This is a genomic window from Chryseobacterium arachidis (assembly GCF_900129245.1).
Taxonomy (GTDB): domain Bacteria; phylum Bacteroidota; class Bacteroidia; order Flavobacteriales; family Weeksellaceae; genus Chryseobacterium; species Chryseobacterium arachidis.
Map to the genome: position 1 here is coordinate 41,514 of NZ_FQUT01000003.1, position 20,299 is coordinate 61,812.

General features: G+C 35.3%; 22 protein-coding genes. 6 read left to right on the plus strand and 16 right to left on the minus strand.

Annotated elements, in window-relative coordinates:
- The first annotated feature begins 17 nt into the window (after nt 1-17).
- The 3 genes from BUA89_RS06485 to BUA89_RS06495 all read left to right on the plus strand — a co-directional run bounded on the left by BUA89_RS06485 (nt 18) and on the right by BUA89_RS06495 (nt 2,552).
- The gene (locus tag BUA89_RS06485; RefSeq protein WP_143152277.1) at nt 18-662 is read left to right on the plus strand and encodes a hypothetical protein; all 645 of its coding nucleotides are present in this window, start codon (nt 18-20) and stop codon (nt 660-662) included.
- Nucleotides 663-865: 203 nt separating this feature from the next.
- A complete protein-coding gene (gene tyrS / locus BUA89_RS06490) occupies nt 866-2,065 on the plus strand; it encodes a tyrosine--tRNA ligase (protein WP_072954461.1) in 1,200 nt (399 codons plus the stop codon).
- A gap of 52 nt (nt 2,066-2,117) precedes the next feature.
- Nucleotides 2,118-2,552 carry a GNAT family N-acetyltransferase gene (locus BUA89_RS06495; protein WP_072954465.1) on the plus strand — a complete coding sequence of 145 codons (435 nt, stop codon included), beginning with the start codon at nt 2,118-2,120 and terminating at the stop codon, nt 2,550-2,552.
- Between the two features lie 19 nt (nt 2,553-2,571).
- Here BUA89_RS06495 and BUA89_RS06500 read toward each other — a convergent pair whose 3' ends face one another.
- The 10 genes from BUA89_RS06500 to panD form a co-directional block, all read right to left on the minus strand.
- Nucleotides 2,572-4,083: a helix-hairpin-helix domain-containing protein gene (locus BUA89_RS06500; protein WP_072954468.1), complete on the minus strand. Its 1,512-nt coding sequence runs from the start codon at nt 4,081-4,083 to the stop codon at nt 2,572-2,574.
- A gap of 3 nt (nt 4,084-4,086) precedes the next feature.
- Entirely contained in the window at nt 4,087-4,548 is a 462-nt protein-coding gene (locus BUA89_RS06505; RefSeq protein WP_072954471.1) for a hypothetical protein, read from the minus strand.
- A 9-nt stretch (nt 4,549-4,557) separates the two neighbouring features.
- Nucleotides 4,558-5,916, minus strand: a complete 1,359-nt coding sequence (locus tag BUA89_RS06510) for a PP2C family serine/threonine-protein phosphatase (RefSeq protein ID WP_072954474.1) — start codon at nt 5,914-5,916, stop codon at nt 4,558-4,560.
- On the minus strand, nt 5,917-6,960 hold the full coding sequence (locus BUA89_RS06515) for a TerY-C metal binding domain-containing protein (RefSeq protein WP_072954477.1): 1,044 nt from the start codon (nt 6,958-6,960) through the stop codon (nt 5,917-5,919).
- 150 nt (nt 6,961-7,110) lie between these two features.
- Nucleotides 7,111-7,749, minus strand: a complete 639-nt coding sequence (locus BUA89_RS06520) for a vWA domain-containing protein (protein WP_072954480.1) — start codon at nt 7,747-7,749, stop codon at nt 7,111-7,113.
- A gap of 105 nt (nt 7,750-7,854) precedes the next feature.
- On the minus strand, nt 7,855-9,060 hold the full coding sequence (locus BUA89_RS06525; protein WP_072954483.1) for an ankyrin repeat domain-containing protein: 1,206 nt from the start codon (nt 9,058-9,060) through the stop codon (nt 7,855-7,857).
- A 91-nt stretch (nt 9,061-9,151) separates the two neighbouring features.
- Nucleotides 9,152-9,817, minus strand: a complete 666-nt coding sequence (locus BUA89_RS06530) for a TerD family protein (RefSeq protein WP_072954486.1) — start codon at nt 9,815-9,817, stop codon at nt 9,152-9,154.
- 194 nt (nt 9,818-10,011) lie between these two features.
- On the minus strand, nt 10,012-10,587 hold the full coding sequence (locus BUA89_RS06535) for a TerD family protein (RefSeq protein ID WP_072954489.1): 576 nt from the start codon (nt 10,585-10,587) through the stop codon (nt 10,012-10,014).
- A gap of 164 nt (nt 10,588-10,751) precedes the next feature.
- Nucleotides 10,752-11,828, minus strand: coding sequence for a lysylphosphatidylglycerol synthase transmembrane domain-containing protein (locus BUA89_RS06540; RefSeq protein ID WP_072954493.1), 1,077 nt, complete (start codon nt 11,826-11,828; stop codon nt 10,752-10,754).
- A 4-nt stretch (nt 11,829-11,832) separates the two neighbouring features.
- Nucleotides 11,833-12,183, minus strand: coding sequence for an aspartate 1-decarboxylase (panD, locus tag BUA89_RS06545; RefSeq protein WP_072954497.1), 351 nt, complete (start codon nt 12,181-12,183; stop codon nt 11,833-11,835).
- 399 nt (nt 12,184-12,582) lie between these two features.
- Between panD and BUA89_RS06550 the strand changes: the two genes are divergently transcribed.
- Nucleotides 12,583-12,894, plus strand: a complete 312-nt coding sequence (locus BUA89_RS06550) for an HU family DNA-binding protein (protein ID WP_072954501.1) — start codon at nt 12,583-12,585, stop codon at nt 12,892-12,894.
- Nucleotides 12,895-12,962: 68 nt separating this feature from the next.
- On the opposite strand, the gene pdxH is transcribed toward BUA89_RS06550, so the two are convergent.
- Nucleotides 12,963-13,607: a pyridoxamine 5'-phosphate oxidase gene (pdxH, locus tag BUA89_RS06555; protein ID WP_072954505.1), complete on the minus strand. Its 645-nt coding sequence runs from the start codon at nt 13,605-13,607 to the stop codon at nt 12,963-12,965.
- 24 nt (nt 13,608-13,631) lie between these two features.
- On the opposite strand from pdxH, the gene BUA89_RS06560 reads away from it, so the two are divergent.
- Nucleotides 13,632-14,180: a YqgE/AlgH family protein gene (locus tag BUA89_RS06560; RefSeq protein WP_072954508.1), complete on the plus strand. Its 549-nt coding sequence runs from the start codon at nt 13,632-13,634 to the stop codon at nt 14,178-14,180.
- 107 nt (nt 14,181-14,287) lie between these two features.
- Nucleotides 14,288-14,869: an N-acetylmuramoyl-L-alanine amidase family protein gene (locus tag BUA89_RS06565; protein ID WP_072954512.1), complete on the plus strand. Its 582-nt coding sequence runs from the start codon at nt 14,288-14,290 to the stop codon at nt 14,867-14,869.
- Between the two features lie 81 nt (nt 14,870-14,950).
- On the opposite strand, the gene BUA89_RS06570 is transcribed toward BUA89_RS06565, so the two are convergent.
- The 5 genes from BUA89_RS06570 to BUA89_RS06590 form a co-directional block, all read right to left on the minus strand.
- Nucleotides 14,951-15,760: an aminotransferase class IV gene (locus BUA89_RS06570; protein ID WP_072954517.1), complete on the minus strand. Its 810-nt coding sequence runs from the start codon at nt 15,758-15,760 to the stop codon at nt 14,951-14,953.
- Nucleotides 15,761-15,836: 76 nt separating this feature from the next.
- The gene (locus BUA89_RS06575) at nt 15,837-16,223 is read right to left on the minus strand and encodes an START-like domain-containing protein (RefSeq protein WP_072954523.1); all 387 of its coding nucleotides are present in this window, start codon (nt 16,221-16,223) and stop codon (nt 15,837-15,839) included.
- A gap of 190 nt (nt 16,224-16,413) precedes the next feature.
- Nucleotides 16,414-17,589 (minus strand): aspartate aminotransferase family protein, encoded by a 1,176-nt coding sequence (locus BUA89_RS06580; protein ID WP_072955751.1) that lies wholly within the window; start codon nt 17,587-17,589, stop codon nt 16,414-16,416.
- Between the two features lie 452 nt (nt 17,590-18,041).
- Nucleotides 18,042-19,784, minus strand: coding sequence for an OstA-like protein (locus BUA89_RS06585; protein WP_072955754.1), 1,743 nt, complete (start codon nt 19,782-19,784; stop codon nt 18,042-18,044).
- 7 nt (nt 19,785-19,791) lie between these two features.
- Nucleotides 19,792-20,265: a Fur family transcriptional regulator gene (locus BUA89_RS06590; RefSeq protein ID WP_072954526.1), complete on the minus strand. Its 474-nt coding sequence runs from the start codon at nt 20,263-20,265 to the stop codon at nt 19,792-19,794.
- Nucleotides 20,266-20,299: the final 34 nt, after the last annotated feature.

Sequence of the window (20,299 nt, forward strand, 5' to 3'; positions counted from 1 at the left end):
ACATCGTAATTCAAATCATGGAAAATAACTATCTGGAAGTTGCCCGAAAATATGTTTATGATACGATAGGTGAAAAGTTTTATATTCCTGAAGACAGTATTTATGAGTATGAAGATATTTTCTGTTTCAGCTATCAGTCAAAAAAATATCTGGAAACATCGGACTTCAGAGAAATGTCTGTAGGGCAAGGACCTCAACTGATCATCAAAGCGGATGGCAGAATTATTCCTTTTGGAAGCGCCTATACTTTTGATGCAGCCATAAGAGAGACGAGAAAAAAGATTCTTATCGAAAAAACAATCAGAGAAATTTGCCCCAATTACAATTATTGGCAAGACAATTACGTTCTTACGATCAATAAAATTTTCAATGAAGAGACATTGATTTCTATTCTGAAAGATCATCGTGCTACGTACATTATTCCTGAAATTATTGGTAATTCGATTCATCGTGTAGGAAAAGTATATACCAAAAATGACCTGATTAGAAGATTTAAAGAACTTCCGGCAAGTTTTAATACATTTTACGGCTTATACTCGGATCTTCTTATAAAATTAACAGAGTCTTATTGTTGTAACTTCAGTATTTCCCAAAAAGAAAATAAAAAATTCGCATCTTATACAGATCATGCTTCAGAAAAAGATTTTGAGATAATTTGGTAATCCGTTTTCAATAAAAACTTCTATATTTGCAACAATGAAGCATTTAAACAGCATATTACGTTTGCCTTTTTTCAGCAACTATTATTCCCCGTTCTATCGTTCGGGAAGTATTTCTATACCTAAAATTCAATAAAATTTAAACTAAAATATTGAGGAGCCCGAACAGATTTGTTCGGGCTTTTTTATACTTAAAATTCAACGAAATGATACAGACACTAAAAGAAAATGTAGAAATTATTCTACCGGAAAACGGTTTGGAACAGAAATTAAAACAAGCCGAAGAAGAAAACAGAAAGCTCATTATCAAACTCGGTTTTGATCCCACGGCTCCGGATTTGCATCTGGGACACGCCGTTGTTTTGAAAAAACTGAAACAGTTTCAGGATTTGAGGCATCAGATCATTATTATTGTCGGAAGCTTTACGGCAAGAATCGGTGATCCTACCGGAAAAAATAAAGCCAGAAAACCTTTAAGCGCAGAAGAAGTTCAGCACAATGCGGAAACTTATATTAATCAGCTTTCAAAAGTAATTGATGTGGAAAGGACGAAAATTGTTTTTAACTCGGATTGGCTGGATTTTCTAAACTTTTCCGAAATTATTCAGCTGATGTCGAAAGTGACGGTCGCTCAACTGATGCACAGAAATGATTTCAATAAAAGATTTACCGAAAACTCTCCTATTGCAATGCATGAATTGGTTTACCCAATTTTACAGGGATTTGATTCTGTAAAAATAGAAACAGATATTGAAATGGGCGGCACCGACCAGCTTTTCAACTGCACCATGGGAAGACAATTACAGGAAAGCCATGGAAAATCTCCACAAATCATCATGTGTATGCCTTTACTAAAAGGACTCGATGGAAAAGAAAAGATGAGTAAATCTTTAAACAACACCATCGGATTAACGGACGAACCCAATGAAATGTTTGGAAAAACCATGTCAATCCCAGATTCTTTGATTGATGAATTTATTGACTTGACCACAGATTTTTCAGATGATGAAAAGAATAATTTAAAATCAAGAATTTCGGATGGAGAAAATCCAATGAACATCAAAAAAGTTATTGCGAAGAATATTATTTCTCAATACCATCATAAAGAATCTGCTAAACTTGCCGAACAGTTTTTCATCAATCAGTTTCAAAATAAAAATTTTGAAGAGAAAGTATTTAAACCTATCAATATCAAATCTTCATTTTCAAATCAATCAAAAATCAGCCTGATTGAGCTTTGTCATCAATTAAAAAATAATGAAAGTAAATCTTTTATCAGAAGATTAATTGAAAACGGTGGAATTCAAATTAACAATGTAAAAATGACCGACCCGAATGAAGAGATTGACTTATTAAAACAAACGAAAATTAAAATTGGAAAAAGAGATTTTTTTGAATTGGTTTAGATGGTAAGATAAATCCATATATTCGTTTACAGTAATTTAAAAATTTAGAATAATGGATTTTTCACTCCTTCACATAAGAAAAGCAACCGAAAATGACCTCGATTTTCTTCTTGATTTGAGAGTGAAAACAATGAACGAACATCTTATAAATTCCGGTCTTTTAATCGATAAAGATGCTCATCTACAAAGGATTCTTTATAAGTTTGAAGACGCTCATATTCTTATTTATAAAGAAACAACAATTGGATTATTAAAAATACAACACAGAAAAACCGAGATTGAAATTATCCAGCTTCAGATTCTTCCCGCTTTCCAGGGCAATGGTCTTGGAAAGTATATTTTAAATATGATTATTGAAGAAGCTTCTCTCACTAAAACTCCGATTACTCTAAGTGTTCTAAAAATAAATCCTGCGCTTAAACTTTATGTTCGTACAGGATTTAAAATAGTTGAAGAAAACGAACATTCGTTTATTATGAAGTTTTGATATTGATTTTTGTACAATATCACTGATTCGCCATCGTCACATAAATAATTCTTCCACCTTCTTCATTGGAAAGCAGTATTTTTTTACCATCCGTCAGTTCGATCATCGAATTGGGTTGAATTTCTTTTTGTTCAGTTAAATCCTTCATTCCCGTCAAAGTCTGGTTGACCAAGACCCATTTATCCTGATAAAAAGTAAAATATCCTACCGGTTTTTTGTATTCTGCAGTTAAACCTTCATTACGAATCACCTTTCTCGAAACATGCCATTTAAACAAATACTGATTGTGATAAACCATCAGTCGGTGGTTTTCAGGTTTCCAGACCTCATCATCATATTTAAAATATAAATCAAGAACGGGTAAAGTTCCTTTATGAGAAGTTCCACAGAACGGACATCTCGGAGTTTGGGTATTATCGAAAACATACCATTTTTCGTTACATTCAGGATTATGGCAAGGCTGAATTAAATCGACTGTTTTCAGCAAAGCAGTTTCCCATTCAGTCGCCAAAGGTCTTCTGATCGGATCATGAAGTCCGTCGACAAAAGCTTTTTTAAACAATTCAGACAAATACGGACCCGTAACGGTGTATGGAATTTTGTTTGGATCGCCCCAAAAGGAATCCCATTTTTTCAGATATTCAGTTTTGACTTTATTGCTTGAATCTGTCGGATGTTCTACAAACAGGGCTTTTTCCCCCATTGAAATGATTTCGTCTTTTTCAGAATCCAGATCCCAGATTTTCCCGCCTCTCAAAGGATGGCGACGAAGAAGATACATATAAATAAGCACGGCCAAAGCGTGAAGGTCGGTCTTCTGATTCGGAAGCTGTCTTCCCGGATCATGCAGATGCAAATGTTTTGTTTTTAAAACTTCGGGAGCGATAAAATCTGCTGTTCCAATCACTTCGGGAGGAAACAATTTCGGAACCACCAATCCGTCAATATCAATAATACAGGCTGATTTTGTCACCGGATCTACCAAAATATTATTATAAGAAAGATCTGAATGCGCCAAACCCATCTGATGCAGTTTCTTGATTCCTCGCGTAATGTTAATGGCAATCTGAAAATAACTCAGCCAATCACCCAATTCCGATTTATCTAAACGAAGCGGATAATGCTGATTTCTGAACATCGGCGCCGTAAACCACTTCCCCACTTTATCTCCACCCGCAATATTATCCGAACCAAAATAACCTTTGGCAAAAAAGAATTTCTGGTTGTAAACAGGAACTACAATTCCCGTTAAATTATTTTTCTGAACAATGTCATAAGGCCACCTGAAAACCTCATCCAGGTAATACTCTGAAGCATTTCCGTTCTGAATATTGGGTAGATACGTAGAAACAATTCTTTTGATTCTCTCTTTTTGTTCATTTTCCAAAGGAGCTCGGTAAAAAGCCACCACATATTTTCTGTCCGGCGAAAAATAAACATCTTTCACCCCGCCTTTTACAGGGCTTTCATCTACATATTCATACGATTTGGAAGGGTCTAAAATTGAGGAAACGGTGGTTGTTTTTTTCATAAATTATAAATCAGAATTTAAAAGAATAATAACTTCAGTTTCTATATCGGACTTCTCTATCAACTTTTGATAGTGTGAAGTTATTCTTTTAGTTTTTTTCCAAAAAGGGAAAACCAAAAAACTTACTGTACCTATATTTTCAGTTTTCGCACTGGGAAATTTTATTTCAGTAGTAACTTTAAAAATTGTTTCTCCTTTTTTATATTCAGTAATTATTATTTCATTTGTTAACAGATCAAACGTACGAATAATGCCTAAATTCAAATTATCATAATCTTCACTAAAATGGGTGTGATTTATACCAAATCCAACTACCAATTCATTAAAATCATTTGACATCCAGAACTCCGAACCTTCAATTTGTAAATATTTGGAGTCATTTTCTTCAACAACTTCAACTTTATTACCAAGCTTAATCTTTAGTAACCGTTCAATTTCATCGAATATTTTTAAATTTTTGTTCACTTCTTAGAACTAATAAATAATAGCCAAAGTTCTGTCATCATGATTTCCTTTGCTCCAGAAATCCATCCAGGAAAGCAGCTGTTCATCGACTTGTTCATCATTTTGAAAATCGACTTTTGCTTCATCTTCATTGTTGCCGTTTAAATCTTCAAAAAAAGTTTTCCAGCTTTCGAGATCTTCCAGTTTGTTTTCGGTGATAAATTTTGGATCGTAAATTCCGTCGGTCATTAAAACTAATTTAGAAAAATCTTTTGCCAAAGTAATTTTGAAACGTGAAGAAATCGAGTCATCAAAAATTTCATTCATCGTGATAAATCGGGTTCCGCCACCAAATTCTCCGACGTCCATTGTGTTGAGCAATTGTACTTTAGAAAAATCTTCATTAATGAGATTAATTGGGCAGTCACCAACACCAAAACTTAAAATGACATATCCGGAATCAAGCTTTTTAAGCAAAGCAAAAATTAAAGTGGAATGTAGATCTTTTAAGCTTACAAAATGTTCTTCTGCCTTTTCAGAAAGCATTTTAAAAGTATTTGAAACTCCCTGATAAAGAATTCTTATAACTTCCTGTTTTGCTTCTGAATCATTTTTTTCATTATTAAAAATTTTCTCTACATGAAAATCTAACTCAGCTAAAACTTCTTTATTTTTAAAATAATCATTGATCGATTGTGTTGCCAGTTCAGAACCGTATCTTGCCAATTGTGCAGAACCTGCTCCATCAGAAACCGAAATGATATTCCATGAATTTGGCAATTCATTTACCGCAAAATCATCATCTCTGAATTTTCCTTCATGCGCATGAGAACGGCCTCGTTTTGAAGCCACCACAATCTTTTTATCTGAAAAATTTCCTTTGAATTTCATTTCATCTGATTTATGAAAAGGCGCTTCTGTATCAGACGGAATATTCTTCCATAAATCTTTTGGATCGGCATTAACGAAAAGCTGAGCCTTTTTAAATTCAATATTTTCTTCATCCAGAATATGGAAAAACTCAATTTTCAAATCGTAGGTATCGCTTTCAGAAGGAATTCCCTTAATTTTATTTTCTTCAAAACTTAAACCTGCCAAATCTAATCCTGAAACATCTTTAATTCTGATATTCGGAAACTGTTCCATCGGAAGAATAAATTCATATTTCTTCCCGGAATTTGCATTGGTGATCGGGAAAAATGCATCGGCAAATTCTTCTCTTTCTTTGTAAATCATCGCTTCGTGCATAATTTTTTTCTGGGCGTCTATAATCAGCTTTAAATTGTCCTGAATTTCTTTCTGAGTCAACAGTTTTGAAACCATTTTATCAATCACTTTACTATCATTGATGTTGTGATTTTTCAAAATCTGCCTGATTGTGTTTTCCATTTAGCCTAAAGTTCTGTTGATGTCAAAACCTTCATTGCTGAATCCATAATAATCGGAAGTTCCGCACCAAGGACATTCATTGTAGCCCTCACCTTTCAGACAGTGAATTCCTCCACAAGAACACGTCGCCAACGCAATCGGATTCGCACAATGCGGACAAGACGGATTTCCGTGCAACTCTTCCACCGAAATTTTCTGAAAACTTTTCTGAGCCGATGAAAGTCTGTAATAGGAAGAATCGTCAATTCTGTAAGTTCCTTCCAAACGATAATATCGGGTCTGCATTCCTGCAATTCCGGAATCGGCAAATGCTTTTTTATATTTAATTAAATATGACTTTTTCGATTCTGAACATTTTCCGTTCAACACCACAAAATTGTTATCCGGAAACATTTGTTGCGCTTCGGGATCTACTTTTTCTAAAATACTGTGATCAATTTTAGATAAATTAATTCCGTCTTTATTCGCCTCCGTCACACTTTGACTCGTCGTTTTAATGGAATCTGTCACCCATTTGAAAAACTCTTTGTAAGAGTTTTCAGAATGATTATTAAACAGCAAAACGTTGTCAGAAAGCGAACCTAACAGCTTATGATTGGTGTTATCACCAATAGATATGGCAATTGTATTCGATTTTCCGTGATATTGTGAAGTCCATCTTTCAATTGCTTTCTGGGCATCATCCGTCGGAACACCGTCTGTAAAAAGGAAAACAAGAGGTTTCCAGTCACCTTTTCTATCATAAGTTGTTTTTACAATGTCTTTATCGATGCATTCCATCACTTTGAAAAGGCCTTTTGCCAAAGAAGTCCCGCTTCCGACAGGAATTTTTGGAGGATAAAACGAAATAATATCCTGCAATGGCGTAATCACTTCGGCTTCTCCCGCAAAACCAATCACGGAAATCCAGACGGTTTCTAAGGAATAGGGATCTTTTTTCAGTTCACGGACAATTGTGGAAATACCTTCCTGAACCTGGTCAATCGGCTCACCGATCATCGATTCGGAAATATCTACCAGAAAATAAATGGGAAGTCTTCTCATGGAATTTAGACTTAAATTATTCGTTTAAATTTTTAACGCAAAGTGCGCAAAGTTTTTTATCAGCTTTGTGCTTTTAAGTTCGCAAAGGCGTTTGACTTCGTCGAATCTTCGATTTCACTCAGCTAAAAACACAAAGATTTATTTTTTTACTTAAATAATAATATTCAGTTCTGAAGGTGGAGGCGGAAGACTGATGCTTTCGCCTGTCCCTTGAGATTTTCCGCCCATGGTTATGGATGAACTTACCCATTTGAAAAATGAAGAGAGCGTTGCCGCATCGGTTGTATCAAGTTTCACCACATTATCAGTTAATTCTTTCAGGAAACTTTCATCTGCTTTTGGTCCTGCAGCGCAACCTACAATCGCTCCGAAGTCCATATTTTTTATCACAGGAATCATCTGTCGGTATTTTTGTATATCCGATGGTTTTCCGTCGGTAAAAATAAAAAGAAGAGGTTTCCAATCGCCTTTTACTTCCGAAGAACCTTTTATTAAATCAACCTGAACCAACGCTGAAACCAATTCGAGAGCCGCTCCAGTATGAGTCGGGCCGCTATCAGGACAGGTAATTTCCATCGGATGAAAACTCGCCAGATCAACCATCGGGATAATATTTTTTACTTCACGATCGAAAGTCGTGACGCTTAAATGCAGTGTATCCATCGCTTGCGGATCCGAGCGGAGCATAGAAATCAGTCCGTTGAAACCATTATTCAGCGCCTGAATGGGTTCTCCGTTCATTGAGCCGGAAGTATCCAATAAAAAGTAGGCTAATAATCTTCTGTTCATTATGCGAAACTTTAAAAATTTCATCAAAAGTAACTTCAGTACAAATTAATCCTGATGAAATTTATTTTATGATTTTAATGTAGACTCGTTCTTCAAATACTGAGTTTATTTCTTCTTCTTTGGGGTCAAAAGCTTAGCCATTTCGTCATCATTCCAATGTTCGGCTACTTCACGGGCTGTAATCCCTTTTTTGAGTCCACAAAATTCTTTGGTACTCCCCTTAGTAAGATCGGCTCCATTTTTAATCAGTAATTTTGCCATTTCCGGATGTCCTCCTAAATCTGCCAAAAAGTGTGCAGGCGTCCATCCTTTTTCGTCCGCGATATCCGTTTGTGCATTCTCGTTGTATTTGTAAAAAGCTTTTAACCCATCAAGACGTTTACTGCGTGCAAGATAATGTAAAGGCGTAACTCCTTCGGCATTTTTAACATCAAATGAAGCTCCTTTTTTAGCTAATGCAGCAATGACTTCGGCCTCACCGATAGAGCACGCCATACTCATCGGTGTAGTCTCGTTTTGATTTTGGATATTGACATCTGTACCTTTTTCGATTAAGTATTTAGCAAGATAAATACATTTCACATAATCCATAAGTCCGTCCGGTCCCCAAGAATACCCCGCAATATCATACTGATCCGTCAGCGATAACACTCTGCCTAATTCATTAGCACCACCTTTATAGGGTTTAATATATCTAAAACAGCCGTTGATAATCTGGTATTTAACATCAACACCGGAATTGGTACCGACTGAACTCCAAGATGCAATTTTCGTTCTTTCGAGCTGAAACAGTACATTAAGAAGCGGATTATTTCCTGATTCATCAATGGTATTAATATCAGCACCCAAGTCGACTATACGACCGAAGGAATAACTTCCGAAAGATGCAGCGACATTCAAGGCTGTTTTTCCTTCATGATCGCGTGCCTCGAGCGGCATTTTTTTAATTTCACTTATATTCAGAATCTCGTAAAAATCAATGGCTGCAGCAATATGCAAAACCGTACCCAGACTGCTGGTAACCACATTTAGATCGGCTCCGTGTGCGATCAATTCTTTTACTATGTCGAGATGTTTTTTAGAAGTGGCTAAATGCAAAGGGTAAAATGACTGATGGTCGGCAACGTTTGGATTTGCACCTTTTTCGAGCAACGCTTTTACAACATTGATATGTCCATTGAATGCCGCACAATGCAAAGCACCCGAGTTTGGCCCCATCGCATTCGGATCTGCGCCGTTGTTTAATAATTCAGCTACTGCTGTTTCATTTCCTGCTTCAGAAGCAAGTACCAATTCTTTGATTAAGTCCATTTAATTTTTTAGGTTATTGTTTTGAGTCGCAACATCAGTTTTTTCAACTTTAACTGTTTTGTTGCTTTTTATTAATTTGAATAAGATCGGTTTAATAAGAATATTTCTGAAGAATATCCACAAAACTATCTGTATGATTGGGCTCTCCCAAAGCACGGAATTTCCAGTCTCCATTGTGTCGGTATGCTTCTGCAAAAACCATGGAGCACATTCCGTTCATGCTTGCATCTCCGGAAAGGCTGTATTTTGTGATTTCTTTTCCTCTTGCATCAACCGCACGGATAAAGGCATTATCGATCATCCCGAAATGCTGGTTGTTTTTTCTTCCCATGTAGATGGTTACCAAAAAGACAATTTTCTGATAACGCTCGTCAAGCTGATCTAATTTAACAATAATCTGCTCATCGTCGCCATCTCCTGCTCCGGTTCTGTTGTCGCCGGTCAACCAGATATGGCCGCTTGGATGCTGCATCGAATTAAAATAGATCACATCTCCCTGATAAAGCCCCATTTGTCTCCCGTCATTCGTCTGAACGGTTCTTCCCAAGTTGGCAACTTTTCCGTTTCCGTCTAAAAGAAATGCAATAGCATCCAGATCGTATTCTGCTTCTTTATTGAAAAGTTTCCCGAAAAAACCTCCTTGCTTACGGACATCCCAACCTAAGCCTATTGTTACCTGAGATAAATCGTAGACACTTTCTCCACGGTCGTTTTTTCTTAAATCTATCGTTTGACCTTTCTGTAAATTGATTGCCATTTTTAATATCGTTTTTGTGTTATTAAGTTTTGTTTTAATTGTTTTTAAAATGCAAAGAGCACAAATATTTTTTAAATCTCATTGAGAATATTTTCGTCCGCAAAACGAAGTTTCACCGATTCAAATAAAATTAAACATATAATATTTGAGGCAAAGGCGTTCTACTCAGCCAAGTTTGCAAACGATTATTCTTGTTATTTGATGATTTGACCTTTGTAGTATTTCTCTAAAAAGAAAGCAAGGTCTGCTCTGTAACCGATTCCTGAAGCTTCAAATTTCCAGCTTCCGTTTCTTTTATAAAGACGTCCGAATTCGACACCTGTTTCGATAGAAAAATCTTCATCAAGCTCGTATTTTGCAATTTCCTGATGACTGTTATTATCCACTACTCTGATATAAGAGTTTCTTACCATCCCGAAATTTTGTTTTCTTCTTTCGAAATCTTCGATGGTTACCACAAACAGAATTTCTTCCACTCTGGAATCTACTTTTTCAAGATCGATAATGATTGCTTCGTCATCGTCTCCATCACTGCTTTTCCCATCCGGATCATCTCCCGTATGCTGTAATGCGCCATCCGGAGAATTGAGGTTATTATAAAAAACAAAATACTCATCACCGACAAGCTTCCTGTCTGAATCAATCATAATTGCTGAAGCATCCAAATCGAAAGCATAGCCTGTCCCCTCATTCGGATCCCAGCCCAATCCTATAGTCATTTTTGTAAGTCCTAACTCGATTTTCTGCCCTTTCTGTAAATTAATTGCCATGGTTAAAATTATTTTGGAGCATTAAGATAGATTTCATTTGTGAATTGACCAAATCTCCCTGTGATAATATTTGTTAAATTACGATTTCTCATAAAATTTAACTTTCAGGCAACAAAAAAGATCCGATGTAAACACCGGATCTTATATATTATATAGGTTCTCTCTTACTGAATTTCTTTTTCTACAATATTGTTTCGGGCCTTTGCCAACATCGGAATTGAAATTAAACCCATCACCAGCATGATAACGATTTGTAATGGTAAAGAAATAAAAGAGTACGTCAGTCCTATTTCACCTCCCAATTCACCATTTTTTCCCATTGAGATAAATAAGGCCATAAAACCATATTTCATTGCAAGGTTAAAAGCTCCGATCCCTCCACTTGCAGGAATAATCATCCCAAGAGTTCCTACCACAAGAATTAAAAAACCATCATCAAAAGTAAAATCTGAAGTTTCAGGCAATGCAAAACATACCAGATATGCTGCAAAATAATATGAAACCCAGATACCTATTGTATAAAGAATGAATTTCCCTTTTTGTTTTAATTTGAATACGGAAGTTAATCCCTGAAGTATTCCTTTTCCAAAATTGATTAATTTCTCTTTTTTAAACTTATAGAAAAGAATTAAGCCTATCAAAATCAAAACTCCGATTATCATTTTTAAATAAAAGTAAAACGATTCAAAATCACTTACTCCTATTTTCATCATTTGTCTTTCGAAAAAGTTGGGGATAAATTCCTGCTTTTCCTCTTTCTTTTCAACAACAAAATGATAGAATGATAAAATAGTATTAAACTTAAATATAGCCGTTAATCCCAAAAAAGCAAGCATACAGACCAAATCTACGACTCTTTCTAAAATAATCGTTCCTATAGATTTTTCCACGGGAACTTTCTCCACGCCGTACAAAGCGGTTGCTCTCGCTACTTCGCCACTTCTCGGGATCGTAAGGTTCATCAGATATCCAAATGAAATAGACCACAATGAATTTGAACTTGAAATATTATGTCCCATCGGCTCCAGCATCAGATTCCAGCGGATCGCCCTGAACCAATAGGCAGAAATCCCAAAACATGCCGCAAATAAAACCCACCAGTAGTTGGCCTTCGACAAAGACTTCTGAATGACCTTAAAATCTAAACCTTTTAAAGCAAACCATAAAAAAAAGCCTGCAAAAGCAAGCGATATTACTATTGTTAGTATAGATTTTAAAGGATTTTTTGATTTTTTCTCCATCAGATTATGTCAAAAGATTTGTTTTTTCGTCCGGGAAAACAATTTTTGGCTGAAAATCCTGTGCTTCTTCAGGAGTCATCTGTGCATAAGCAATGATAATAATAATATCATCTTTCTGTACTTTTCTCGCTGCCGGACCGTTTAAACAAACCTCCCCAGATTTCCTTTTTCCTTTGATGACATACGTATCAAAACGCTCACCGTTATTCACATTTACGATATAAACTCTTTCTCCCACTACTAAACCCGCAGCTTCAATAAGGTCTTCATCTATCGTAATACTCCCAATATAATTAAGGTCAGAAGCCGTAACTCTCACCCTGTGAATTTTAGACTTAAAAACTTCTATTAACATGGTGCAAATTTATTAATAATAATTTATAAAACCACCTTTTAAAATGAATTTAAAACTAACAGATACACAGTGCTTTAATTTCCTTAAACATAATTTTTATAGATTTTACTTACCAAATTTACAAACATATCCCAAAAACCATTAAGAGTTGATATGAAATTCAGGATTTAATAAATGTAAAAAATAATATTACAATTTCTTTAAAGTCAATACACATAAGCATTTGGCACGATTTTAGTAACGTGTAACGTAGATTTTTCGTAAAAAGTGGAATTATCATATTTTAACCATTTTCAAGCAAAATCAAAAAAATTATTTATTTTTTAGCAAAAAAATTGCACATTTAGAAAATAGTTTTATATTTGCTATAACAACGAACTAACTTTAATATTAAAAATTATGAACAAGTCTGAATTAATCGACGCAATCGCAAAAGATGCAGGAATCACTAAAGTTGCAGCTAAAGCTGCTTTAGAATCATTCATTTCTAACGTAACTTCTACTTTGAAGAAAAAAGACGGAAAAGTGTCTTTAGTAGGATTCGGAACTTTCTCTGTAGCTGAAAGAGCTGCAAGACAAGGAATCAACCCTGCAACGAAGAAGCCTATCAACATTGAAGCTAAAACTGTTGCTAAGTTTAAGGCTGGTGCAGATCTATCTACTGCTGTTGCAAGTGCAAATGCTCCTGCTGCGGGTAAAAAGAAAAAATAATCATTCAGATTACGAAAAAAATTAAACCTCATCGATTGATGAGGTTTTTTTATGCAGTTTACTATCGTTTACGGTGCCAGTCTTGAAATTTTCCAGTCCAGATCATCAATCAGTTCATATACAATTCTGTCGTGAAGACGATTCGGTCTGCCTTGCCAAAATTCTATTTCATAAGGTTTAGCCATATAGCCTCCCCAGTTTTCAGGCCGTGGGATTTCGCTGTTTTCGTATTCTTTTTCTAAATTTTTTAGTTTTTCCTCCAAAAATTCACGGTTAGGGATTTTCTGACTTTGAGGTGAAACGGCTGCTCCAAGCTGACTTCCCTTTGGTCTTGAGTGAAAATAGCCGTCGCTCAGGTTCTCCGCAATACGTTCGAGATTAGCTTTAATAATAATCTGCCGCTCTAAGTTGGGCCAGAAAAAATGAAGGCATGCCTGATGCGTTTTTTCAATGGATCTTCCTTTTTTACTTTCGTAATTCGTATAGAAGATAAATCCTTCGTAAGTATATTCTTTAAGTAAAACCATTCTTGTGCGCGGGCAGCCATCTTCTTCCACCGTAGAAACCGCCATGGCATTGGCTTCAGAGATGTTCGGATTTTCACTGGCTTCCAGAAACCAGTCACGGAACTGCTCCATAGGATTTTGTTTTATCTCACTTTCAATAAGTTGGGATTTCTCATACACTTTTCTTTTGTCGTGCAGGTTTTCCATAAATATTTTTTATTAAATTTGAGTATGAATTACTCTTACAAAGGTAAAATATTAATTTCCACACCAGACATTTCCGGCGATATTTTTTCCAGATCTGTCGTCTTGGTTATTGAACATAACGAAAATGGTGCATTTGGATTAATATTAAACAAAAAGAACAGCCAGATGAGCAGTAAATTCAAAAATTTCTTTGATTTTAAGATTGAGGTTTATGACGGCGGCCCGGTAGAAAACGACAAAGTTTTCTTCATCATAAAAGGGAAAAAAGTAACAGAAGTTTACACGGAAATTTCTCCAGAATTTTATTTAACGGAAGATATCGAAAATATTATCAGTGCCGTATTAAGCGGAGATCTGGACATTAATGACGTTAAAATTTTCTCAGGATATTCCGGATGGGGAGCCATGCAACTGGACGGTGAAATCCAGCGCAAACTATGGACCGTAGTGGATGTTTACAATCTTGATTATACTTTGCCCAACGATCAAACTTTATGGAAATCCATCATGCAGAATCTTGGTGGAGAGTATCTGTTGTGGGCCAATTCTCCGGAAGATATATCTTTAAACTAAAAACCTTATTCATTAAAAAGTGAATAAAAATTTAACAAATTTTAAGAATCCCTTAACCAATTTTAAGTAAAGAATTCACGTTATTTGTTAAACCAAAAACCACTGATATGAAGGGAACAAAACTACTTGCTTTATGCATTTTTTCTACAGCATTTTTGTCTTTTACTCCTATCAATAAAAAATTAATTATCATTGATGCCGGTCATGGCGGAAATGACATGGGTGCCAACAGAAATGGGGTGTACGAAAAAGATATTGTTCTGACAGTGGGAAAAGAGATCCAAAAATTCAATACTACTCAGGACAAGTACGAAATCATTTTAACACGAGATAATGATACCTACAGTCAGTTAAGCGACAGAACGACTCTTATAAACAAACTGAAACCTGAAATCGTTATTTCCCTTCACGTCAACAGCAGTCCACATGCTGAATCCAAAGAAGAAGGAGCAGAAATTTTCACCCAAAACACAGAAGGTTCAAAAAAACTTGCTGAAAAGATCTCTAAAAAATTCAATGTTCTGAAGATAGAAGAGAAAAACCTTCATATTCTGAGAGAATCTCAGTCTCCGACAGTTCTTGTGGAATTGGGTTATATGAATAGTACAAAAGACCGGGAATATATGACCAGCGAAAAAGGTCAGAAAGAAATCGCACAAAAATTCGTGGAAGTTTTTAACGAATATTAAATAAAATACAATTTCTGATTTATTCAGAATAAAACCCGGTAAAGGACTTTTGGAACTTTGTTGTTTACCGGGTTTGTCAATTTAGAAACTTCCTTTCCAACTTTCTATCAATTCTAAAAAGCGGGCATTTCCGAAAGTCTTATTTCTTATTTTACCTACAGAAAATATGCCTTTTTCATCAGAAATCAATAAAATTTCTTCTGCTTTTTGAGATTCAAAGGCGATAATCTCATGTTCCTGTATATCGGCCAGGTTATTTTTATGTAAAAAAGTGACGAAATTTTCCATTAAAGGGGAAATGTAAGCGCCCTCCGTCTGTTTCGGGATTTTAATAACGTCACCATCTAAAAACAAAAGATTACCAAAGGTTGTACGGGCAATCCGCTTATTAGGGTTCAGCAGAATAACGTCATCAAGGTCGTTTTCCTGCGCATAAATTCCTCCATAAATATTTTCCGGACTATGAACTCTGATATTGCTTAAAAGGTTATTATTCACGTTAATTTCCTTAATTAAATCCAATTCCAAAGATCTTTTGTGTACCGACAAAACATCATCCATTCCCACGACTTCGTAAAAGTAAGAAACTGAGGATTTTGACAAGGTAGCTCCATCTTCATTTCTAAAAACCTGGAAATTGATAATTCCGTTCAGTATTCCTTCTCCATCAATAATTTCCCGCTGGAAAAGCGACTGGAAAAACTCGAGTGTATAAGTAAGAGGAATATTCAGTCTTATTTTTCTCATGGAAGCCATCAGGAAGAAATAGCATTCTTCATCCATGATTAATTTACCATTTCTGATGAAGAAAGAAACTTTTACGGCATCACCAAAAAGAAAAGCTCTGTTCTTCACATTGAATTCGTCTGATGTAAAATATTGATTTTCCAATTTTATCTGATTTGTTTACAAAAAAATAATGAACGATAAATCGTTCATCAGTTTTATCATTCAGTACAGCCTACGTTTAGGCAGCACCTAATTTTATTCTTAGGTTTTCAATAAGATTTTCCCAATACATTGCGTTTTCATTCTCATCACCTACCTCACAGAAATCTGTAATGTTCAGAGATAAATCTTCGGTTATATCATCAATCGTAATTGTCATTTCAAAGAAGTTTTTGGTTCCCTCATCTTCTTCCCATCTGAAACGAACGAAACCTTCAGGCTTATATCTAATTAAAGTAGCCTTCTCCGCAGGACCTCCGCCCCAGCTGAAAAAGAAATCATCGCCTTTTTCTGTCACCTCATCCGCAAACCATTCAGACAATCCCTCTGCAGTTGCCAGATATTCATACAAAATCTCTGATAAACAATGCATTGGAAATTCGTAATGGACTTTATGTTTCGCCATATAATCTTTGTTTTAATCGTCCCGCAATATATAAATTAATTTTTTTATTACACAAAAATGTGTTTACTTTTTTACACAATCTTTATGATATTTGTCACGGCAATTCAAATATATGTTTAGCATTATTTTTAACAGAATAATTCTACTTTTTGGAGATAAAAAAACTCTCCGAAAACGAAGAGCTTATATTTTAATTTTCATGCAACACACTGAGAATAATTTCACAACCTTCTCTTATTTCTTCTTTAGAAATTGTCAGTGGCGGAGAAATTCTCAGATACTCATTTCTGTACAATTGCCAGAAAACGATCAGCCCTTTATCCATACATTTTTTAGCAACGTCTAAAGTATATTCCGGCGAGCCTAAATTTACGGCTAACATTAATCCTTTTCCGTTGATATTTTTAATTTTAGGGTGAACCAACAATTCTCTGTATAATTTTTCTTTTTCTTCCACCTCGTACATCAGCCCGCTTTCTAAAACTTCTTTCAAAGTAGCATAACTTGAAGCTGCGATTAAAGGGTTTCCACCGAAGGTGGTGATATGCCCTAATTTCGGAGAATGAGCCAGTTTTTCCATGATTTCTCTTGAACTCATAAATGCCCCTACAGGAACTCCGCCGCCCATTCCCTTGCCCATTACTAAAATATCAGGGACAATACCGAAATGCTCGAACGAGAACAGTTTCCCGGTTCTTCCAAATCCCGGCTGAATTTCATCAAGTATCAATAAAGCACCGACTTCTTCACATCTCTTTTTTAATTTGATTAAATAATCATCATTCGGCACTAAAAATCCTGCTGCTCCCTGAATGGTTTCCAAGATCACACAAGCCGTCTTCTCCGTAATCTTATCAAAATCATTTTCATTGTTGAATTCAATAAAAGAAACCATAGGCAACAAAGGACGAAATTCTCTTTTATGCGTTTCATTTCCTGAAACACTTAAAGCACCGTGTGTATTTCCGTGATATGAATTTTTAAAAGAGACAATCTCTTCCCTTCCCGTATATCTTTTAGCAAGTTTTAAGCTTCCGTCAATCGCCTCTGCCCCACTGTTCACCAAATAAGTAATTTCTAAAGGATCGGGAGTTGCTTCGGCTAATAATTTGCATAAGGCTACCGGTTTTTCCTGAGCATATTCTCCGTACACCATAACGTGAAGATATTTTTCTGCCTGTTCTTTGATCGCATTAACAATTTTGGGATGAGAATGCCCTAATGTATTGGCAGAAACTCCGGCTACAAAATCCAGATATTTTCTTCCGTCTTTTCCGTAAATATAATTTCCTTCCGCTTTTTCGACTTCAAAACCTGCTGCAAATTTTGTAGTTTGTGCCTGATAGATAAAAAAATCTTTTTGCATTTCCATTTTCGAGAAAAATTTTTAGCAAAACTAAAAAACATTCTGTAAAGTCTGAAATATTCCTGATAGAATAAAAAAATCGCTCGCAGTAAAATCTGCAAGCGATACCACCAAATCACAAAATATTAATATAGTTTACTATATTTTCTAGAGTAAATATATATAAAAATTCCAATTAAAATAAACATTTTTTAAAAATTATTTACTTAATATAATGATTCCGTAAATCAATTCAATAATCAATGAAAATTTAACAATTCAAAAACATAATTGCAGTAAGGGTTTCGCTCTCACTAATTCTTGAATAAAACAGTACTGAATAAAAGTATTTTTTCAAAAAAAATTCCCTAAAAGTACCTTAATTACAGAGGTTTTAACCAAAAAAGTCACCATTTTCATATAAAAAATGATGACCTATTTATCGTTTTTTGGAATTTTTGACTAAAAAGCAATTATCGTCTCACCCGTTTGGGTTTCTTCGCTTCTTCTTTTGCTCTTTCTTTATCAATTGCTTCCTGAGCTTTGTCGTATAAGGCAGTATCAGACTCATATTTTACTTCTTCATAATTTGGTGTATCAACCAATATATCCTGCCATTTCAGAATCCGGTCTTTTGTATTCCAGTTGAAATCCTGAAACTTCCGCCTGGCGGGTTCAATTTTACTCATCGGATAGGTGTCAGCAACAGCTCCGATATTACATTCTACCACATACAAGGCTTTTTCCTCAAAAATAGCATCAATAATACCGCATGAAGTCAATGAAATCCCGATTCTTTCCTTTTCTTTAGTCTCCTCATTCACATCATCCGAAAAGGTAATAGCCTGGGCATTCCCTATCACTTTTGCTTCTTTAATATTATTGTCTTCTCCGTAGTAAACAGTCATCAGCTTTCCTTTTACCTGGTTGAATTCATCTTTCATATTCAAAGAATCCACTTTACTGATGGCAAATGCGTTTCCGAGAACTTTTAAAGAATCTATATTTTCCGTCTGGGTATTGAAATAGGCTTCTACCTTATCTCCCGTTACCTGCTTTCCATTGCTCCAAAGGATAGGTTTTGTATACATGTGCAATACACCATCTGTCTCATTAAAGGCAATAGAGTCCGCCCTTCCCTGCGCATTGGATTTGTAAAATCTTCCTTTTTTGTAGGCTCTCAGGAAACTTTTCTTTACTTTAATATCCAACGAATCCGGTCTTTGAAAGGAAATAATCTTCTCTGCTGCAAAATACATCGAATCTTTTTCCATCGCCTTCACTGCATAAGGATTTTTGGTCATCATGGCAGAATCTTTCTTCTCAAAAATTTCTCCATAGCCTCCTTTTATCCATCTTCTTTCTAAAGGGTCGTCGAGTGTTACATTTCCTGTTGCTTTACCAAAACCTGTCAGCTGATTGTAATACATTTCATCTCCGGTAAGAATCTTATCATTGTAATGAACTCTGGAGTTTTTATATAAAAAAGCCTCTTTGGTATTGGTATTATAATTTCCCTTATCGGTAATAATACGGTTTTTAGGATTTTTTTTATTGGTAATGGTAGTCGGGCCGTTGATATCAACAATATTGGTATTCTGATTCTGAACCACGTTGTCTCCCTCCAGCACATACTGAGCATCCTCAATTTTTACTCTTCCTGTAAGATCTATGGTGCGGGTCGTCAGAAAATAAGTTGCCGATTTAGAATACGTCGTACTTTTACCATCATTAATTGTTCCTCCGGTATTATAATATGCCTGATTCGAAATCCTGTCATAATACATCGTTTCGGTTTTAATGATTGTTCCTTTAGGATCGGTAAGCACTACGTTTTTTCTGGCAATACCACGCTGGGTATTTCCGTCGTATTCCATTTCATCCGCCGTAATGACAGAACCGTCAGCATTCTGAAGCTTAACATTCCCGATAGCCTTTACAAAATTCTGCTCATCATATAAAACCACTTCATCTGCATTGAGTATAGAACCCTGATGTTCAAAAACTACATTTCCCACAAAATAATTATTTCCGTCGTACTTTGTATCTTTTCTGAGCTGGTCGGAATGTCTATGCTTAACCGTTTCTGTAGGAGCGGCATTTTTTTTCGGAGCTGCCGAAGACGTAAAATAAGGATCTTTCTGCACAGGTTTTGGTCTATCCTGTGCAAAAGTAAATGTTGAAATAAAAACTAAGATTGCAAAAAGCAACCTCATGGATTGATTAATCATTCTTAGTGCCATAAAAATACAGCGAGTGAGAATCAATTTTCACGCCAAATGCTTCTTCAATAGCTTCTTTAATTCCTTGGATTCTTGGGTCGCAAAACTCAATAATTTCTTCAATTTCCTTATCCGAATCTTTTTTGTAAATCACCAAGTGGTCATGCTGTTTATCAAAATAAGATTTCTCGTAAGAAGAAGAAGTAAGGGTCTTTTCTCCGAACTGATGTTTACGGATTAATCCCGCATCCAGGAAAATTTCAATGGTATTGTAAATTGTTGCTTTGGAAACGTGATATTTTTTCTGCAACATTAATAAATACAGATCATCCACATTGAAGTGATGATCCATATTATATATTTCTTCTAATATTGTATATCGTTCAGGAGTGTTTCTGAAACCTTTTTCCAGCAAATAGTTTCTCAACACGTCCTTAATAAGGGCAATATTTTTTTCTTTTTGTATTGTATCCATCAAAAAAATTATCTACAAATTTATTGATTTTTAT

Excerpts from the sequence above, each read along its gene's own strand:
- BUA89_RS06485 (WP_143152277.1), top strand. The coding sequence starts at position 18 with ATGGAAAATAACTATCTGGAAGTTGCCCGAAAATATGTTTATGATACG.
- tyrS (WP_072954461.1), top strand. The coding sequence starts at position 866 with ATGATACAGACACTAAAAGAAAATGTAGAAATTATTCTACCGGAAAAC.
- BUA89_RS06495 (WP_072954465.1), top strand. The coding sequence starts at position 2,118 with ATGGATTTTTCACTCCTTCACATAAGAAAAGCAACCGAAAATGACCTC.
- BUA89_RS06500 (WP_072954468.1), bottom strand. The coding sequence starts at position 4,083 with ATGAAAAAAACAACCACCGTTTCCTCAATTTTAGACCCTTCCAAATCG.
- BUA89_RS06510 (WP_072954474.1), bottom strand. The coding sequence starts at position 5,916 with ATGGAAAACACAATCAGGCAGATTTTGAAAAATCACAACATCAATGAT.
- BUA89_RS06515 (WP_072954477.1), bottom strand. The coding sequence starts at position 6,960 with ATGAGAAGACTTCCCATTTATTTTCTGGTAGATATTTCCGAATCGATG.
- BUA89_RS06520 (WP_072954480.1), bottom strand. The coding sequence starts at position 7,749 with ATGAACAGAAGATTATTAGCCTACTTTTTATTGGATACTTCCGGCTCA.
- BUA89_RS06525 (WP_072954483.1), bottom strand. The coding sequence starts at position 9,060 with ATGGACTTAATCAAAGAATTGGTACTTGCTTCTGAAGCAGGAAATGAA.
- BUA89_RS06530 (WP_072954486.1), bottom strand. The coding sequence starts at position 9,817 with ATGGCAATCAATTTACAGAAAGGTCAAACGATAGATTTAAGAAAAAAC.
- BUA89_RS06535 (WP_072954489.1), bottom strand. The coding sequence starts at position 10,587 with ATGGCAATTAATTTACAGAAAGGGCAGAAAATCGAGTTAGGACTTACA.
- BUA89_RS06540 (WP_072954493.1), bottom strand. The coding sequence starts at position 11,828 with ATGGAGAAAAAATCAAAAAATCCTTTAAAATCTATACTAACAATAGTA.
- panD (WP_072954497.1), bottom strand. The coding sequence starts at position 12,183 with ATGTTAATAGAAGTTTTTAAGTCTAAAATTCACAGGGTGAGAGTTACG.
- BUA89_RS06550 (WP_072954501.1), top strand. The coding sequence starts at position 12,583 with ATGAACAAGTCTGAATTAATCGACGCAATCGCAAAAGATGCAGGAATC.
- pdxH (WP_072954505.1), bottom strand. The coding sequence starts at position 13,607 with ATGGAAAACCTGCACGACAAAAGAAAAGTGTATGAGAAATCCCAACTT.
- BUA89_RS06560 (WP_072954508.1), top strand. The coding sequence starts at position 13,632 with ATGAATTACTCTTACAAAGGTAAAATATTAATTTCCACACCAGACATT.
- BUA89_RS06565 (WP_072954512.1), top strand. The coding sequence starts at position 14,288 with ATGAAGGGAACAAAACTACTTGCTTTATGCATTTTTTCTACAGCATTT.
- BUA89_RS06575 (WP_072954523.1), bottom strand. The coding sequence starts at position 16,223 with ATGGCGAAACATAAAGTCCATTACGAATTTCCAATGCATTGTTTATCA.
- BUA89_RS06580 (WP_072955751.1), bottom strand. The coding sequence starts at position 17,589 with ATGCAAAAAGATTTTTTTATCTATCAGGCACAAACTACAAAATTTGCA.
- BUA89_RS06585 (WP_072955754.1), bottom strand. The coding sequence starts at position 19,784 with ATGAGGTTGCTTTTTGCAATCTTAGTTTTTATTTCAACATTTACTTTT.
- BUA89_RS06590 (WP_072954526.1), bottom strand. The coding sequence starts at position 20,265 with ATGGATACAATACAAAAAGAAAAAAATATTGCCCTTATTAAGGACGTG.